Here is a 16,898-nt window from a genome sequence, read left to right as displayed (position 1 = left end):
AGCAGCGAGGAGCGCCGGTCCGATGCGCCATCCCTTCACCGTGGCCCTCTGCGCGGCCGCTCTCGGCGCGCTGGCGGGGTGCGACGCGCCCTCCGGCGGCAACGAGGTCGATCGCGCGCTGGCCGATATCGACGTCGTGGACGAGACCAACCTGAGCGACGTCATGCTGAGCGCCGCCGACCCCGCCGAGGCGGTGCGCTACTTCCAGCGCGCGGCGCAACAGAACCCCGACCGCCTCGACCTGAAGCGCGGTCTCGCCAAGTCGCTCGTGCGCGCGGGCCGCACCACCGAGGCGGTGCCCGCATGGGAGCGCGTGACCGCGGACGAGGGGGCCACCCACGCCGACGGCGTCGCCTTCGCCGACGCGCTGATCCGCGCGGGCGACTGGGCGCGCGCCGAGGAGGTGCTCGACGCGATCCCGCCGACGCATGAGACCTTCCGCCGCTACCGGCTGGAGGCGATGGTCGCCGACGCCAACGAGGAGTGGGAGACCGCCGACAGCTTCTACGAGACCGCCGTGGGCCTGACCACGCAGCCCGCCGGCGTGCTGAACAACTGGGGCTACTCCAAGCTCACGCGCGGCGCCCCGGCGGAAGCCGAGCGCCTCTTCGCGCAGGCGATCCGGCAGGACCCGGAGCTTTTCACCGCCAAGAACAACCTCGTCCTCGCCCGCGGCGCGCAGGGCAAGTACACGCTGCCGGTGATCCCGATGACGCAGACCGAGCGCGCGCAGCTCCTGCACACGCTCGGCCTGTCCGCGGTCAAGCGGGGCGACGTGGCCACCGGAGAGGGGCTCTTCCGCGACGCGCTGGAGACGCATCCGCAGTACTACGAGCCCGCGGCGCGCAGCCTCGCCGCGCTCGAGGACTGAGGGCATGGAAATCGCGGCCAGCGCGGCGCTCTGGTTCCTGCCCTTCGCGGCGCCGATCTGCCTTTACGTGGCGTGGTCCGATCTCGCCACTATGAAGATCCCGAACAAGGCCAACCTCGCGCTGGCGGGGGTCTTTTTGGTGGTCGGGCTCTGGGCGCTGCCGCTCGCCGAGTATCCCTGGCGGCTGGCGCAGCTGGCTGGCGTCCTCGTGGTCGGCATCCTGTTGAACGCGGGCGGCCTGCTCGGCGCGGGGGACGCGAAGTTCCTCGCCGCGGCGGCGCCCTTCGTCGCGCCGGGCGACGCGCTCGCCGTGACGGTGCTTTTCGCCGGGGTCCTGCTCGCCGCCTATGTCTCCCATCGCCTCGCGCGGGCGACGCCGCTCGGCGCGCTCGCCCCGGACTGGGAAAGCTGGCAACGCACGAAGGACTTTCCGATGGGCTTCGCGCTGGGGCCGACGCTGCTGGCGTATCTGGCGCTCGGCGCGGTGCACGGCGCCTGAGCGGCGCGCCCCGGAATCGCCACATTCCCGCCCCGCGCACGATCGACGGCGCTGGCACCCCTGCCCCGACGCCCCCGGGACACAGGGAGAGACGACATGAACATGGAAGCGCCGCCCGCCGTCACGGCGCCGCCCCCGCCGCGCAGCCTCGAGGAGATGCAGCTGCCGACGGTGATGATGCGGGACATCCTGCTCAAGACCATGTTCCGCAAGAACCTCGACCTCGTCAGCGAGCTGGCGCGCGCCGTCTGCCTGCCGGTGAACGTCACGCAGGATCTCGTCGATCTCGCGCGCGGCCAGAAGCTCCTCGAGGCGACCGGCACGCTGTCGGCCACCGCGGCGCAGGAAATGGGCTATCAGCTGACCGACGCGGGCCGCGCGCGCGTCCACGATGCGCTCGCGCAGTCGGAATACTACGGCGCGATGCCCGTGCCGCTCGCGGTCTACCGCGAGCAGGTGGCGCGCCAGTCCATCCGCAACATCCGGATCACGCGAAGCGAACTCACGCAGGCCATGGGGCATCTGGTGCTGCCCGAGGACCTGCTCGACCATCTCGGCCCGGCGGTCGGCGCGGGCCGCTCGATCCTGATGTACGGCCCGCCCGGCAACGGCAAGAGCTCCATCTCCAACGGCATCCGCGACGCGCTCGGCGACAGGATCTACGTCCCCCGCGCGATCGAATACGGCGGGCAGGTCATCACCGTCTACGATCCCATCGTGCACAGCGCCGCCGAGGAGGAGGTGGACGACCCCCGCGCGCTCCGCCGGCGGCGCACCTTCGACACCCGTTACGTGCGCTGCGAGCGGCCCACCGTCATCACCGGCGGCGAGCTGACGCTCGATATGCTCGACCTCGTCTACAACCCGACCGCGCGCACTTATCAGGCGCCGCTGCAACTGAAGGCGACAGGCGGCATCTTCATCGTCGACGACCTCGGCCGTCAGAAGGAGCCGCCGCAGGCGCTCGTCAACCGCTGGATCGTCCCGCTGGAGGAGCAGAAGGACATCCTCGCCCTGCAGTCGGGCGAGAAGTTCGAGGTGCCCTTCGACACGCTCGTCATCTTCTCGACCAATTTCCACCCGAACGAGATCTTCGACCAGGCCGCGCTCCGGCGCATCTTCTTCAAGATCAAGGTGGACGGCCCCACTCAGGAGAACTTCCTGAGGATCTTCGCGCTCGTCGCGCGCAAGAAGGGGCTGCCGCTCGACGAGGCGGCGCTCGTCTACCTGCTGAAGGAGAAATACCCGGCGATCGGCAACGTCTACGCCAATTATCAGCCCGTCTTCCTGATCGATCAGATCCTCTCGATCTGCGACTTCGAGGGCCTTCCCTACCAAATGACGCCCGAGTTGATCGACCGCGCCTGGGCCAACATGTTCGTGCGGGACGAGACCATCGCGAAGTGACGGGGCAGCGGCCCCTCCCCTACGGCGCCGGCTCTGCTACATCCGGCGCATGACCGAGCTGCCCCCGCCCATCGCCCAGTGGTTCGCCGCCCGCGGCTGGGAGATCCACCCCCATCAGGTGGAGATGCTCGAGCGCGCGGGCGAGCCGGCGCTCCTGCTCGTCGCGCCCACCGGGGGCGGCAAGACGCTCGCCGGGTTCCTGCCGACGCTGGCGGAGCTCGCCGACGGCGCGCACGCGGGCCTGCACACGCTCTACGTCTCGCCGCTGAAGGCGCTCGCGGCCGACATCCGGCGCAACCTGACCCGGCCCATCGAGGAGATGGGCCTGCCCGTCCGCGTCGAGGACCGCACCGGCGACACCTCCTACACGAAAAAGCGCCGACAGCGCGCCGACCCGCCGCATATCCTGCTGACGACGCCGGAAAGCCTCGCGCTGCTGACGAGCTACGAGGACGCGCCGCGCATCTTCGCCGGGCTCCGCCGCGTGATCGTGGACGAGGCGCATGCCCTCGCCGAATCGAAGCGCGGCGACCAGCTGATGCTGGCGCTCGCACGCCTCGAGAGCCTCGCGCCGGGGCTGCGCCGCGTCGGGCTCTCGGCCACGGTCGAGGACCCGCCGGCCCTCGCACGGTTCCTCGCGCGCTCGGATGCCCCCGCGCAGGTGGTAGAGGCCGACCCCGGCCCCGACCCGGACATCCGCATGCTGCGCACACGCGCGGCGCCCCCCTGGGCCGGCGGCGGCGGGGCCTACGCGATCCCGGAGGTGCTCGAGGCGGTGCGCGCCCATCGCACCACGCTCATCTTCCACAACACCCGCGCGCAGGCGGAGATCTTCTTTCACAGCCTCTGGCTCGCCAACGACGACGGCCTGCCCATCGGCATCCACCACGGCAGTCTCGACCGCGCGCAGCGCGAGAAGGTCGAGGCGGCGATGACCGCCGGCCAGCTCCGCGCGGTGGTCTGCACCGGCTCGCTCGACCTCGGCATCGACTGGGGCGACGTGGACCTCGTGATCCAGGTGGGCGCGCCGAAGAACGTCAAGCGGCTGGTGCAGCGGATCGGGCGGGCGAACCACCGCTACAACGCGCCGTCGAAGGCGCTCGTGGTGCCCGCCAACCGCTTCGAGGTGGTCGAATGCGAGGCCGCGCTGCAGGCGGTGCGCGCGCACGATCTCGACGGGGAGCCGCGCGGGCCCGGGCCGCTCGACGTGCTCTGCCAGCAGATCCTGATCGCCGCCTGCGCGGGGCCCTTCGAGGCCGACGCGCTCTACGACGAGGTGCGCTGCGCCGGGCCTTACGCCGGTCTCGCGCGCGCGGATTTCGACGCCTGCCTCGCGTTCGCGGCGACGGGGGGCTACGCGCTCAAGGCCTACGACCGCTGGCAGCGGCTGAAACAGGACGCGGCGGGCCGCTGGCACCTGCGCGACCCGCGCGCGGCGCAACGCATCCGCATGAACATCGGCACGATCCAGGACACCGACACGCTCAAGGTGCGCATGCGCGGCCGCGGGCCGATGCTGGGCGAGGTGGAGGAAGCCTTCGCCGCCTCGCTCAGCCCCGGCGACACCTTCCTGATCGGCGGACGGATCGTGCGCTACGACGCCCTGCGCGAGCTGACGGTGGAGGTCTCGCCCTCGGGCCGCAAGACGCCGAAGATCGCCGTCTTCAACGGCACGAAATTCGCCACCTCCACCCAGCTCTCGGCGCGCATCCTGGCGCTCTTCGAACAGGACGCCTGGCCCGAGCTGCCCGCGCACACCGCCGACTGGCTGGCGCTCCAGCGCACGGTCTCGCGCCTGCCGGCGCCCGACCGGCTCCTGATCGAGACCTTTCCCCACGAGGGGCGCCAGCACCTCGTCGCCTACGGCTTCGCGGGGCGGAACGGGCAGCAGACGCTGGGCCTCCTGCTGACGAAGCGGATGGAGGAGATGGGCCTCGACCCGCTCGGCTTCGTCTCGACCGACTACGCCACGCTGATCTGGGGGCTGGAGGCGGTGCCCGACCCCGCGCCCCTCTTCGACATCGCGGCGCTCGAGGCCGGGCTCGAGCGCTGGCTCGCCGCCAACGCGGTGATGAAGCGGACCTTCCGCGCCTCGGCGACCATCGCCGGGCTGATCGAGCGCAACACGCCGCAGGCGAGGAAATCCGGGAAACAGGCGACCTTTTCCTCGGACATCCTCTACGACACGCTGCGCAAGTACGACCCCGACCACCTAATGCTGCGCATCACCCGCGACGAGGCGATGCGCGGGCTGGTGGATTTCGACCGCGTCCGGGAGATGTGCGCGCGCGTCGCGGGGCGGATCGACCACATGGCGCTCGACCGCGTGACGCCGCTCGCCGCGCCGCTCTTCCTCGAGCCCGGGCGCGTGCCGGTCGAGGGCGCGGGACGCGAACGCCTCGCCGAGGACGCCGCCGCGGCGCTCATGGCCGAAGCGGGCCTGCCCGCCTGAACCCGCGATTTTTCGGACGAAAAATCGCCGGCCCGGGCGCGCCGCGGGGAAAAATCTTCGGAGGAAGATTTTTCGCCCCCTTGCCAGCGGCGCGCGCCCGGGGCACGGAACGTTGCATGAACGGCCACGCCTTCTCCCTCGCCGGCGCGGAGCTCTGCGCCCTGCCCTCGGGCGCGCTCTGGTGGGCCGCGCGGCGGCTGCTCTGCGTCGCGGACCTCCACCTCGGCAAGGCCGAGCGCCACGCGCGCCGCGGCGGCGCCGCCCTGCCTCCCTACGAGACCGAAGAGACGCTCGCCCGCCTCGACGCCGATCTCGCCGCCACCGGCGCCGAGACGGTCGTCTGCCTCGGCGACAGCTTCGACGACGACGCCGCCGCCCGCGCCCTGCCCGAGGCCGCGCGCACCGCCGTCGCGCGGCTTCAGGTCGGGCGGCGCTGGATCTGGGTCGCGGGCAACCACGATCCGGGGCCGACGGACCTCGGCGGCACGCATCTCGCCGAGGCGGCGATCGGCCCGCTCACCTTCCGCCACATCGCGGCGCCCGGGGCGACGGCGGAAATCTCCGGGCATTACCACCCCAAGGCGCGGCTGCGCACCGCCGCGGGCCGCGTGGCGCGCAAGGCCTTCCTGATCGACGGCGACCGGGCGATCCTGCCTGCCTACGGGACCTATACCGGCGGGCTCTGCTGCGAGGACCCGGCGCTCACGGCGCTCATGCGCCCCGAGGCGATCGCCGTGCTGACGGGCCGGCGCGCGCTCGCCGTGCCGATGCACCCGCGCCGCACCGCCCGCGCCTGACAGCACCCCGCAAAGGCCGCGATTGCGCCCGGCCGCGGCGCGGGGCAGGCTCGCACGGCGCGACAGCCGGAGGGCGCCCATGGACGAAACCGCACGCCTGTCCGAGGCCCACGCCCGGGCCATCCGCGAGAGCTTCGCGGCGCAGAGCCTGATGGCGACCTTCGGCGCCGGGATGACCGCGCTCGCCCCCGGCCGCGCGGTGATCGAGGCGCCGATCCTGCCCGCCGCGCGCCAGCAGCACGGCTACGCCCACGCCGGGCTGACCTTCGCGCTCGGCGACAGCGCCGCGGGCTACGCCGCGCTCACGCTGCTTCCCGAGGGGAGCGAGGTGCTCACTGCCGAGATCAAGATCAACCTGCTCGCCCCCGGCGCGGGCGACCGGCTGATCGCCACGGGCCGCGTGGTGAAGCCCGGCCGCCGCCTCGTCGTCGTCACCGCCGAGGTCGAGGCGGAGGCCGACGGCACCCGCCGGCCCATCGCGCTCCTGCAGGGCACGATGGTCCCGGCCCCGCCGGCGCGCTAGCGCCGCGACCGCCGCCCCTGCGAGGCCCCTGCCCGACCGCCCGCGCTCAGGCCGTCAGCCCCTCCGCCGCCGGCAGCCCGGCGGCCCGGCAGGTCGCCGTCAGCGTGTTGGCGAGCAGGCAGGCGATGGTCATCGGCCCCACCCCGCCCGGCACCGGCGTGATCGCGCCCGCCACCGCCGCGCAGCTCTCGAAATCGCAATCGCCGACGAGGCGCGTCTTGCCGGCCTCCGGGTCCTCGATCCGGTTGATGCCGACGTCGATCACCGTCGCCCCGGGGCGGAGCCAGTCGCCCGTCACCATGCGCGGCCGGCCCACGGCGGCGATCACGATCTCGGCGCGGCGCACGACCGCCTCGATGTCGCGGGTGCGCGAATGGGCGATCGTCACCGTCGCGCTGTCGCGCAGGAGAAGCTGCGCCATCGGCTTGCCCACGATGTTGGAGCGCCCGATCACCACCGCCTCGCGCCCCGACAGGCTGCCCAGCCGGTCGCGCAGCAGCATCAGGCAGCCAAGCGGCGTGCAGGGCACGAGCGCCGCCTGCCCCGTCGCCAGCCGCCCGACGTTCGAGACGTGAAAGCCGTCCACGTCCTTGTCCGGGTCGATCGCGGCGATCACCTTCTCGGCGTCGATGTGATCGGGCAGCGGCAACTGCACGAGAATCCCGTGCACCGCCGGATCGGCGTTCAGCCGCCCGACGAGATCGAGAAGCTCCGCCTCCGGCGTCTCCGCCGGCAGGCGATGCTCGAAGCTCTCCATCCCCGCCTCGAGCGTCTGCTTGTGCTTGTTGCGCACGTAGACCTGGCTCGCCGGGTCCTCCCCCACGAGCACCACGGCTAGGCCGGGCGTGATCCCGTGGTCACGCTTCAGCACCGCGACCTGCTCCGCCACCTCGCCGCGCAGCCGCGCCGCGAAGGCCTTGCCGTCGATGATCTCCGCCGTCATGTCGTCCCTCTTTCTCGGCGCATGCCTGCCCGTCAATCGATGGTGCGTGCAAGAACGCACCCAACGTCAGCTCTGCCGCCGGGCCTTCCTCTTGCCGAAAATACCCCCGCCGGAGGCCCGCCCGGCCGGGGCTCGACGCCCCGGCCGGGCGGTTTCGCTCAGAACAGCCCCTCGACGTCGCCCGCCTCGTTGAGGCGGATCGTCTCCGCCGCCGGCGCGGAGGGCAGGCCGGGCATGGTCATGATCTCGCCGCAGATCGCCACGACGAAGCCCGCGCCGGCCGAGAGGCGCACCTCGCGCACCGGGATCGAGAAGCCGGTGGGCGCGCCGCGCGCCGTCGGGTCGGTGGTGAAGCTGTACTGCGTCTTGGCCATGCAGACGGGCAGATGGCCGAAGCCCGCGGCCTCCCACTCCTCGAGTTGCTTGATCACCTTGGCGTCGGCGACGATGCCGTCGGCGCGGTAGATGCGCGTCGCGATGGTCTCGATCTTCTCAAGGAGCCCCATCTCGTCGGGGTAGAGCGGCGAGAAGGCGCTGCCTTCCCCCTCGGCGAGGGCGACGACGCGCTCGGCGAGCGCCTCGGTCCCGGCCGAGCCCTCGGCCCAGTGCTTGCAGAGCACCGCCTCCGAACCTTGCCCGGCGACATAGTCGGTGACTGCCGCGATCTCGGCCTCGGTGTCGCCGGCGAAGTGGTTGATCGCCACCACCACCGGCACGCCGAAGCTCTTCACGTTCTCGATGTGGCGGCCGAGGTTGGCGCAGCCCGCCTGCACCGCCGCGACGTTCTCCGCGCCGAGGTCGCCCTTGGCGACGCCGCCGTTCATCTTCATCGCGCGGACGGTGGCGACGATCACCACCGCGTCCGGTGAAATGCCCGCCTTGCGGCACTTGATATCCATGAACTTCTCGGCGCCGAGGTCCGCGCCGAAGCCCGCCTCGGTCACCACGTAGTCGGCGAGCTTCAGCGCCGTCCTGGTCGCCATGACGGAGTTGCAGCCGTGCGCGATGTTGGCGAAGGGGCCGCCGTGCACGAAGGCCGGGTTGTTCTCCAGCGTCTGCACGAGGTTGGGCTGGATTGCGTCCTTCAGGAGCACCGCCATCGCCCCGTCCGCGCCGATGTCGCGGCAGGTGATCGGCGCCTTGTCGCGGGTATAGGCCACGATGATGTCGCCGAGCCGACGCTCCAGATCGGCGAGGTCGGAGGCGAGGCAGAGGATCGCCATGACCTCGGAGGCGACGGTGATGTCGAAGCCCGTCTGGCGCGGGAAGCCGTTGGGCACGCCGCCGAGGCTCGTGACGATGTCGCGCAGCGCGCGGTCGTTCATGTCCATCACCCGGCGCCAGACGACGCGGCGCTGATCGATGCCGAGCGCGTTGCCCCAGTAGATGTGATTGTCGATCATCGCCGAGAGCAGGTTGTGCGCGCTGGTGATGGCGTGGAAATCGCCGGTGAAGTGGAGGTTCATCTCCTCCATCGGCACCACCTGCGCGTAGCCGCCGCCGGCCGCGCCGCCCTTCATGCCGAAGCAGGGCCCGAGGCTCGCCTCGCGGATGCAGATCGCGGCCTTCTTCCCGATCCGGTTCAGCCCGTCGCCGAGGCCCACCGTCGTCGTCGTCTTGCCCTCGCCCGCCGGCGTCGGGTTGATCGCGGTGACGAGGATCAGCTTGCCGTCGGGCCGGTCGGCGAGACCGTCGATGAAGGGCTGGCTCACCTTGGCCTTGTCGTGGCCGTAGGGCAGCAGATCGTCGGCCCCGATGCCGAGCTTCGCGCCGATTTCCTGGATCGGGCGCTTGGCGGCCTCGCGGGCGATCTCGATGTCGGATTTGTGGCTCATGTCCGTCCCTTGCGGTTTGGCGGCGTCTGCGGGCGCGTTTCCCTCTCGCCTATACCGCGCGTGCGGAGGAGGCCAACGCGTGTTTCCGACATTTCCCGCCGCTGTTGCGGCGGTGTGTCGCGGGGCGCGTCCGGCGCGACGGCGCTGGCGCTTCGCCGTGCTGCCGACCCCTCCGAGCGCATGGCCGCGACGCTCCGGCCCGCGATTGCGTGACCGTCCGGGCGCCCGACAGAAAAACGCCCCCGAAGCGCGGGCTTCGGGGGCGGTCGCTGTCGCATGGCCGGGTCAGGTCGGCTCCGGCTCCATGTCCGGGCCCGGCTCGGTCGGCGGCTTGCGCTTCGGCCGGGTCTTCGGGATCGCGGTGACCGAGGGCGCGCTGCCAGACGAGGGCTTGTCGTCCTCGTCCTCCCCGAGATGCGGGGGCTCGCCGCGAATCACGCGCTTGATCTGCTCGCCGGTGAGCGTCTCGTATTCGAGGAGCCCCTCGGCGAGGCGCTGCCAGTCCTCCTTGCGCTCCATCAGGATCGAATAGGCGCGCTCATAGGCGTCGGAGACGATGCGCTTCACCTCGTCCTCGATGAGCTCCTTAGTATGCGCCGAGACCGACAGACCCGCGGTGTTGCCCGAGTAGCCCTCGTGCGCCTCGGCGTAGTCGATGTTGCCCACCTTCTCGGACATGCCCCAGCGCAGGACCATGGCGCGCGCCAGCGCGCTCGCCTGCTGGATGTCGCCGGCCGGACCGTTTGAGACCATCTCCTCGCCGTAGTGGATGATCTCGGCCGCCTTGCCGGCCATCGTCATGGCGAGCTTCTCCTCGCACTCGGACTTGTGCCAGTTCAGGCGGTCGATCTCGGGCAGCGAGACAACCATGCCGAGCGCGCCGCCCCGCGGGATGATCGTCGCCTTGTAGACGGGATCGCACTGCGGCAGCGTCAGGCCGACGATGGCGTGCCCGGCCTCGTGGTAGGCGGTCTTTTCCTTCTGCTCGGGCGTGAGCACCATCGAGCGTCGCTCGGCGCCCATCATCACCTTGTCCTTCGCGTTCTCGAAGTCCTCCATGGTGACGAAGCGCCGGCCCACGCGCGCCGCCATCAGCGCGGCCTCGTTGACGAGGTTCGACAGGTCGGCGCCCGAGAAGCCGGGCGTCCCGCGCGCGATGATGCGCAGGTCCACGTCCGGGCCGAGCGGCGTCTTGCGCGCGTGCACGCCGAGGATCTTCTCGCGGCCCTTGATGTCGGGGTTGGGCACCGTCACCTCGCGGTCGAAGCGGCCGGGCCGCAGGAGCGCCGGGTCGAGCACGTCCTTGCGGTTGGTGGCGGCGACGATGATGACGCCCTCGTTGCTCTCGAAGCCGTCCATCTCCACCAAGAGCTGGTTCAGCGTCTGCTCGCGCTCGTCGTTGCCGCCGCCGTACCCGGCGCCGCGCGAGCGGCCGACCGCGTCGATCTCGTCGATGAAGACGATGCAGGGCGCGTTCTTCTTGGCCTGCTCGAACATGTCGCGCACGCGGCTCGCGCCGACGCCCACGAACATCTCGACGAAGTCGGAACCCGAGATGGTGAAGAACGGCACGCCCGCCTCGCCCGCGACGGCGCGCGCGAGCAGCGTCTTGCCGGTGCCCGGCGGGCCGACGAGGAGCGCGCCCTTCGGGATCTTGCCGCCGAGGCGCGAGAACTTCTGCGGGTTGCGCAGGAACTCGACGATCTCCTCGAGGTCGTCCTTCGCCTCGTCGATGCCGGCCACGTCGTCGAAGGTGACGCGGCCGTGCTTCTCGGTCAGCATCTTGGCCTTCGACTTGCCGAAGCCCATGGCGCCGCCGCGGCCGCCGCCCTGCATCCGGTTCATGAAGTAGATCCAGACGCCGATCAGCAGAAGGAACGGCAGGAGCGACAGAAGGAAGGTCTGGAAGCCCGACTGTTCCTGCACCTCGGCGCGAATCTCGACGCCGTTCTCCATCAGGAGCTCGGTCACCTGCGCGTCCTCGGGCTTGACGGAGACGTACTCGTTGCCGTCGTTGCCGCGGAAGCGGATGCGCTCGCCGTCGATGGTGACGGCGTTCAAGTTGTCGTTCTCGACCGACTCGACGAACTCCGTGTAGCTCATCTCGCGGCTCTGCAGCGTCGAGTTGCCGCCGGAGAAGAGGTTGAAGAGCGCCAGGATCAGGAGGAACAGAACCACCCAGAAGGCGATGTTGCGTGCGTTGCCCAAGGGAACACTCCTGTAAATGTCACGGCCATGCCTAGCACGGCACGGTTACATGTAACATAGAAATCGCCGCCCCGGGTTCAATGCGCGCCCAGCCGCGCGGCGAGGTCGCAGGCGCCGAGGACGGGCTCCGCCCGCCAGCCCGCCGCCGCGGCGGCCTCCGGCGCCGCCACGGGCGCGGCGACCAGATCGGCGCCGTCGCGCACTGCCGGGCTCGCCTCCAGCACCGCGGCCGGCAGCCCGGTGGCCGGCCAGCCCGGGCATTCGGCAAGGCCCTCCGGCCCGAGCGTGCCGACGGCCGCATCGGCCCGCGGCCCGGTGACGCGCCAGCGGCGGTCCCAGATCGCGCCGGGACGCGCGGTGAGATCCGCCACCACCGCGGCCTCGCGCGCGATCCAGAGGCGCCCCTCCACGCTCACCGCGCGGCAGCCATGGAGCGTGCCGGTGCCCGCCTCGGCGAGCGCCTCCAGCGCGTCGAGGCGCGGGCGATAGGCCCGCCCGCCGATGAGCGCGATCGCCCCCGCGATCACGCGCAGGCGCGTCTCCTCCGGCGCCGCGGCGAGCGCCGCGCGGTCGAGCGCCACCGCCCCCGCGGTCACCTCCGCCGCCCGCGCGGCCAGATCCTGCGCCGCCGCGGCGAGCGCGGCGCGCGCGCGGCGCATGCTCCGGGCGGTGCGCGCGAGGCGCGGCGCGTCCAGCCCGAGCGGCGCGCAGGCCGCGAGGATCGCGCGCGCCCGCACCCGGGCGAAGCGTTCGTCGGCGTTCGACGGGTCGTCAGCCCAGGGGATGTCGCGCCGGCGCAGCCAGGCGCGCAGCTCGTCCCGGCGCACCTCAAGCAGCGGGCGCAGCCAGAGCGTGCCGCGATCCCGCGCGGCCTCCGCCATACCGGATAGCCCGTCCACCCCCGAGCCGCGGGCCAGGCGCATCAGCACCGTCTCGGCCTGATCGTCGAGCGTGTGGCCGAGCGCGACGGCGCCGACCCCGCGCTCGCCCGCCCAGTCGGCGATAAGCGCGCGCCGCGCCTGCCGCGCCGCGTCCTGCAGGTTGCCGCGCCCGTCCCATCCGGCCCAGGCCCGCGTCTCGTGCGGGACGCCGAGCGCGGCGCAGGCCTGCGCGGCGAGCGCGGCCTCGGCGGCCGCCTCCGGGCGGAGCCCGTGATCGACGGTGATCGCCGCGAGCGCCACGCCGCGCGCCGCGGTCCAAGTCTGGCAGAGATGGAGGAGCGCCATGCTGTCGCCGCCGCCCGAGACGGCGACGCCCAGCCGCTCCGGGACCTCCGGCAGGAGCCGGTCGAGCGCGGCGGCCGCCCGCCGGTCGAGCGTCACGGGCAGGAAAGCCCCTCGCGCCGCGCCGCGGCCTCCCCGGCGAAGGGCGAGTCGGGGAAGCGCACGCCGACGTCCGCGAGGATCGGGCAGGCCGCCTCCGTCTGGCCCAGCGCGGCGAGCGCGTCGCCGAGGCGGTAGAGCGTCTCGTCGGCCACCTCTGCGTCCGGGTGGGCGGAAAACCCGTCGAGCCAGACGCGCGCCGCCGCGCGGGTGTCGCCCTCCGCCGCGAGCGCCCGGCCGAGCCCGAGCGCCGCGCGCGGCGCGAGCGGGCTGCCGGGATAGTCCTCGCGGAAGGTGCGGAAAAGCGCCGCGGCGCGCCCCGCCTCCCCCGCCTCGAGCGCGGCCGTGGCCGCCTCGAAATCGGCCTCCTCGCCCACGGCGAGCTGGGGCGCGTCGGCCTCGGGCGCCGGGTCGGGGGCCGGCGCGTCGACCTCGCCGCCGAGCGTCGTCGTCTCCTCGAGCGCGGAGACGTCGCCGCCCTCGAGCTCGACGAGGCGGAACTCGAGATCGCCGATGCGCTGCGTGCCGTCCTCCACGATGCGCTCGACGCGGTGCTCGAGCTCTTCGGTGCGGGCGGTCAGGCGCTGCAGCGCGCCCTCGATCGCGTCCACCCGGTCGAGCATCGGCCCGCCCGCGCTCGGCGTGACGTCGGGGCCGCCGGTGGTCGAGAGCTCGCGCTTCAGGCGCTGGATCTCGATGTAGAGGACGTTCAGATCCTGGCGCACGTCGGCGAGCGTGCGCTCCCGCGCCGTGGGCTCGGTCTGCGCCGCGAGCGGCGCGGCCAGCCCGAGGACCAGCGCCACCGAGAGCCACGCCGCCGCGCGCCGCATCGCCTCAGACCCCCGCGCCGAGCGCCAGCACGGTCACCGCGCGGCGGTTCTGCGAATAGCAGCTCTCGTCCGAGCAGAGCGCGACCGGACGCTCCTTGCCGTAGCTCACCGTGGTGATCCGGTTCGGCGCCACGCCCCGGCTCACGAGGTAGTCGCGCACGGCGTTCGCCCGGCGGTCGCCCAGCGCGATGTTGTATTCGCGCGTGCCGCGCTCGTCGGCGTGGCCCTCGATCGTCGCGGCGAAATCAGCGTTGGTCATCAGCCATTCGGCCTGTTCGTCGAGCACGCGGCGCGCCTCGGTCGACAGGGTGGACTGATCCACCGCGAAGAAGACGCGGTCGCCCACGGCCTCCTGGAAGAAGGCCTCGCTCGTCGGGTCCGAGACGCTGCCGGCGGTCGCGCCCGCCCCGGCGCCCGTCATGCCGTCGCCGCCCATGCCGGCGCCGGTCCCCGCGCCGAAGCGCTGATCCGCGCACCCCGCGAGCGCGAGCGCCCCCGCGATCAGCGCCACCTTGCCAAGTCCTGTCATGCCCGCTCTCTCCTGCCCGGTCTCTGCTGCCTGGTCTCTGCTGCCTGGTCTCTGTTGCCCAGCCTCTGCTGCCCTCGCGCGCCCTTGTGCCGGGCGCGTGGCGTCCAAGTGATACCACAGCGCGCCGCGCGCGCGAAAGCCGCCTCAGTCCTGCAACGGGCCCCACGACGGGTCCGAGGCGCCCGCGGGCGTCGGCACCCGCTTCAGGTTGCGCCCCGAGACGTCCACCGAATAGATCGCCGAGGTGCCTCGTTCGCCTTGCGTCTCGCGGCTGAACATCAGGACCCGGCCGTTCGGCGCCCAGGTCGGGCTCTCGTCGAGGAAGCTCGCCGTCAGGAGCCGCTCGTCCGAGCCGTCGGTGCGCATCACGCCGATGTGAAAGCGCCCGCCCGCCTGCTTGGTGAAGGCGATGCGGTCGCCGCGCGGCGACCAGACCGGCGTGCCGTAGCGCCCCTGCCCGAAGCTGATCCGCCGCGGCCGCCCGCCGCCGGCCTCCATCACGTAGAGCTGCTGTCCGCCGGAGCGGTCGCTCTCGAAGACGATGCGCGCGCCGTCGGGCGAATAGCTCGGCGCGGTCTCGATCGAGGGCGCGCGCGTCAGCCGCTCGGTGCGCCCGCTCGCGATGTCGAGGCGCCAGAGGTCGGTGTTGCCGCCCGCAGCCTGCGAATAGAGCACCTGTCGCCCGTCCGGGCTGAACCGCGGGGAAAAGGCCGTCGCGCCCGGCTCGGTCGGCAGCGCGCGCCGCGTGACGGATCCCACGTCGAGCAGGTAGATGCGCGGCCGGCCCGTCTCGTAGCTGGTGTAGAGAAGGCGGTCGCCGGTGGGCGAGAAGCGCGGCGCGAGCACGAGGGAGTCGCCGCCCGTCAGGTAGCGCAGGTTCTCGCCGTCGTAGTCCATCACGGCGAGGCGCTTCTGCCGCTCGCCCTTCGGCCCCGTCTCCGAGACGAAGGCCACCCGGCTGTCGAAATAGCCGCCCTCGCCGGTGATCCGGGAATAGACGGCGTCGGCCACCTTGTGGGCCATGCGCCGCCAGCTTTCCGTGGTGCCCTGAAAGCGCAGCCCCTGCCCGAGCTCCGCGCCGGCGAAGACATCCCAGACGCGGAACTTCACCTCGATCCGGTCGCCCCGCACCGCCACGGCCCCGGTGACGAGCGCCTGCGCGTTCACCGCGCGCCAGTCGGCGAAGGCCACCGGCGAGGCGAAGCTGGTGATCGTGGCGATATGCGCCTCCTGCGGGATCTCGCGGAAGAGCCCCGTGCCGGTCAGATCGGCCGCGACGACGCGGGCGATCCGGCGCGCCCAGTCCCCCGCGCCGGGCGTCTCGGCGACGAAGTCGGGCACAGCGACCGGCATGGGCTCGATCACGCCCTCGGTGATCTCGATGCGCAGCGGCCCCTCGCCCTGCGCCGCGAGCGGCCGCGCAAGCCCCGCCGCCGGCAGCGCCGCCAGCCACCGCAGCAGATGTCGCCGATGCATCATCGCCTTCTCCCTTTCGCCGCCCGCGCCGGGCCGCGCTTCCAGTCAAGCCGCGCGCCGCGCCCGGCGCAAGGCCGGGTCATCGCATCCGGGACGGATCGAAGACCATTTCGATCGTCTCCCAGCGCGCGTATTTCTCCTCCGGCAGATCGAAGCCGTCCCGCCCGCAGCGCAGCACCGCGCGGCGCGCGGCCTGATAGGCGGTCTCGACCGCGCGCCCCGATCCGCCCTCGGCCGAGATCAGGCGCAGCGAGCCGTCGACCACCGTGCCGTCGGGGTTCATCTCCATGCCCACGGTCACCGTCACGTCGGCCGCGCGGCTGCCCACGTCCACGACCCAGCAGCGCTCGACCGCGACGCGCAGCGCCTCGCGCTCGCCGCGGCTGAGCGGCGGGGCATCCGGGGTCTCGCCGCCGCCGCCGCGCGTGGCCTCGGCGAGCAGCTCGTCCACCGCCGCGCGGGTCGCGTCGCTCTCGGCGGGTTCGGCGGGGGGCTCCGGCGCGGCCTCGGCCGTCTCGGTCTCCGGCTCCGGTTCGGGCGCCGGTTCGGGCCGCGGCGCCGGCCGCGCCGGGGGGCGCAGCGAGGCACGCGGCGCGCCCGAGGGCGCCTCCTCGGCCTCGGTGACGATCTCGGGGGCGGCCTCCTCCGGCGCGGCGGGCGGCTCCTGCGGCGCGGGCGGCGCGTCCGGGGCCGGCGCGGCCTGCGGCGTGGCGTCGGGCGCGCTCTCGGCCTGCGGAGGCGCGGGCGGCGCCGGGGTCGGGGCGACACGGTCGGCCGGGCGCGGCGCGGGGCGCGGGGTCTCCTCCGGCAGGAGCGTCGCAGCCTCGGAGGGCGGCGAGAGCTCGGGCGCCGGGTCGGGCTCGGCCACCTCGGGCGCCGGGGTCGGCGGCGCGGGCGGCACCGGCGTGGCGTCCGGCGCGGGGTCGCGCGCGGCCTCGGGCGGCGCGGGCCGCTCGGGCGGCGTCTCGGCGGCCGGGGCCTCCGGCGTGGCGGTTTCGGGCGCGGGCGCCTCGGGCTGCGCCACGCCGGGCGCGGCCTCGGGCGAGGGATCGGGCGCCACGAGCGCCGCGTATTCCTCGCCCGTCATCAGCGTCACCTCCGCCACCTCCATCGGCAGCGGCTCGGACTCGAAGGCGCCGCCGATAAAGGCCCAGCCGAGGAGCAGGATGTGCCCGGCGCCGGAGATGTAATGCCCGACATGCACGC

14 protein-coding genes are annotated in these 16,898 nt (G+C 73.0%); 6 read left to right on the top strand and 8 right to left on the bottom strand.

Going from position 1 to position 16,898, the window contains the following annotated elements; translation table 11 throughout:
• The first annotated feature begins 22 nt into the window (after positions 1-22).
• The 6 genes from DRV84_RS01620 (at position 23) to DRV84_RS01595 (ending at position 6,549) form a co-directional block, all read left to right on the top strand.
• Complete coding sequence (locus DRV84_RS01620; protein ID WP_115977990.1) at positions 23-871, top strand: tetratricopeptide repeat protein; 849 nt, start codon at positions 23-25, stop codon at positions 869-871.
• Positions 872-875: 4 nt separating this feature from the next.
• Positions 876-1,370, top strand: coding sequence for an A24 family peptidase (locus tag DRV84_RS01615; RefSeq protein WP_115977989.1), 495 nt, complete (start codon positions 876-878; stop codon positions 1,368-1,370).
• Between the two features lie 96 nt (positions 1,371-1,466).
• Positions 1,467-2,777: a P-loop NTPase family protein gene (locus tag DRV84_RS01610; RefSeq protein ID WP_115977988.1), complete on the top strand. Its 1,311-nt coding sequence runs from the start codon at positions 1,467-1,469 to the stop codon at positions 2,775-2,777.
• 49 nt (positions 2,778-2,826) lie between these two features.
• Complete coding sequence (locus DRV84_RS01605; RefSeq protein ID WP_115977987.1) at positions 2,827-5,229, top strand: ligase-associated DNA damage response DEXH box helicase; 2,403 nt, start codon at positions 2,827-2,829, stop codon at positions 5,227-5,229.
• 116 nt (positions 5,230-5,345) lie between these two features.
• Complete coding sequence (gene pdeM / locus DRV84_RS01600) at positions 5,346-6,026, top strand: ligase-associated DNA damage response endonuclease PdeM (RefSeq protein WP_115977986.1); 681 nt, start codon at positions 5,346-5,348, stop codon at positions 6,024-6,026.
• A 79-nt stretch (positions 6,027-6,105) separates the two neighbouring features.
• Positions 6,106-6,549 carry a PaaI family thioesterase gene (locus DRV84_RS01595; protein WP_115977985.1) on the top strand — a complete coding sequence of 148 codons (444 nt, stop codon included), beginning with the start codon at positions 6,106-6,108 and terminating at the stop codon, positions 6,547-6,549.
• Between the two features lie 46 nt (positions 6,550-6,595).
• On the opposite strand, the gene folD is transcribed toward DRV84_RS01595, so the two are convergent.
• From folD to DRV84_RS01555, 8 genes are all read right to left on the bottom strand, one after another.
• Positions 6,596-7,492, bottom strand: coding sequence for a bifunctional methylenetetrahydrofolate dehydrogenase/methenyltetrahydrofolate cyclohydrolase FolD (gene folD / locus DRV84_RS01590; RefSeq protein ID WP_115977984.1), 897 nt, complete (start codon positions 7,490-7,492; stop codon positions 6,596-6,598).
• Positions 7,493-7,650: 158 nt separating this feature from the next.
• The gene (locus tag DRV84_RS01585) at positions 7,651-9,327 is read right to left on the bottom strand and encodes a formate--tetrahydrofolate ligase (protein ID WP_115977983.1); all 1,677 of its coding nucleotides are present in this window, start codon (positions 9,325-9,327) and stop codon (positions 7,651-7,653) included.
• Positions 9,328-9,612: 285 nt separating this feature from the next.
• Positions 9,613-11,535 (bottom strand): ATP-dependent zinc metalloprotease FtsH, encoded by a 1,923-nt coding sequence (ftsH, locus tag DRV84_RS01580; RefSeq protein WP_115977982.1) that lies wholly within the window; start codon positions 11,533-11,535, stop codon positions 9,613-9,615.
• 77 nt (positions 11,536-11,612) lie between these two features.
• Entirely contained in the window at positions 11,613-12,857 is a 1,245-nt protein-coding gene (gene tilS / locus DRV84_RS01575) for a tRNA lysidine(34) synthetase TilS (protein WP_115977981.1), read from the bottom strand.
• On the bottom strand, positions 12,854-13,687 hold the full coding sequence (locus DRV84_RS01570) for a tetratricopeptide repeat protein (protein WP_115977980.1): 834 nt from the start codon (positions 13,685-13,687) through the stop codon (positions 12,854-12,856). The genes tilS and DRV84_RS01570 overlap by 4 nt, the downstream gene beginning before the upstream one ends.
• A 4-nt stretch (positions 13,688-13,691) precedes the next feature.
• The gene (gene pal, locus DRV84_RS01565; protein WP_115977979.1) at positions 13,692-14,216 is read right to left on the bottom strand and encodes a peptidoglycan-associated lipoprotein Pal; all 525 of its coding nucleotides are present in this window, start codon (positions 14,214-14,216) and stop codon (positions 13,692-13,694) included.
• Positions 14,217-14,360: 144 nt separating this feature from the next.
• On the bottom strand, positions 14,361-15,692 hold the full coding sequence (gene tolB, locus DRV84_RS01560; RefSeq protein ID WP_420852964.1) for a Tol-Pal system beta propeller repeat protein TolB: 1,332 nt from the start codon (positions 15,690-15,692) through the stop codon (positions 14,361-14,363).
• Positions 15,693-15,771: 79 nt separating this feature from the next.
• Positions 15,772-16,896, bottom strand: coding sequence for a cell envelope biogenesis protein TolA (locus DRV84_RS01555; RefSeq protein ID WP_115977977.1), 1,125 nt, complete (start codon positions 16,894-16,896; stop codon positions 15,772-15,774).
• Positions 16,897-16,898: the final 2 nt, after the last annotated feature.

This window comes from Rhodosalinus sediminis (assembly GCF_003385555.1).
In the GTDB taxonomy this organism is placed as follows: Bacteria; Pseudomonadota; Alphaproteobacteria; order Rhodobacterales; family Rhodobacteraceae; genus Rhodosalinus; species Rhodosalinus sediminis.
This window is presented reverse-complemented; position numbering and strand designations above follow the sequence as displayed.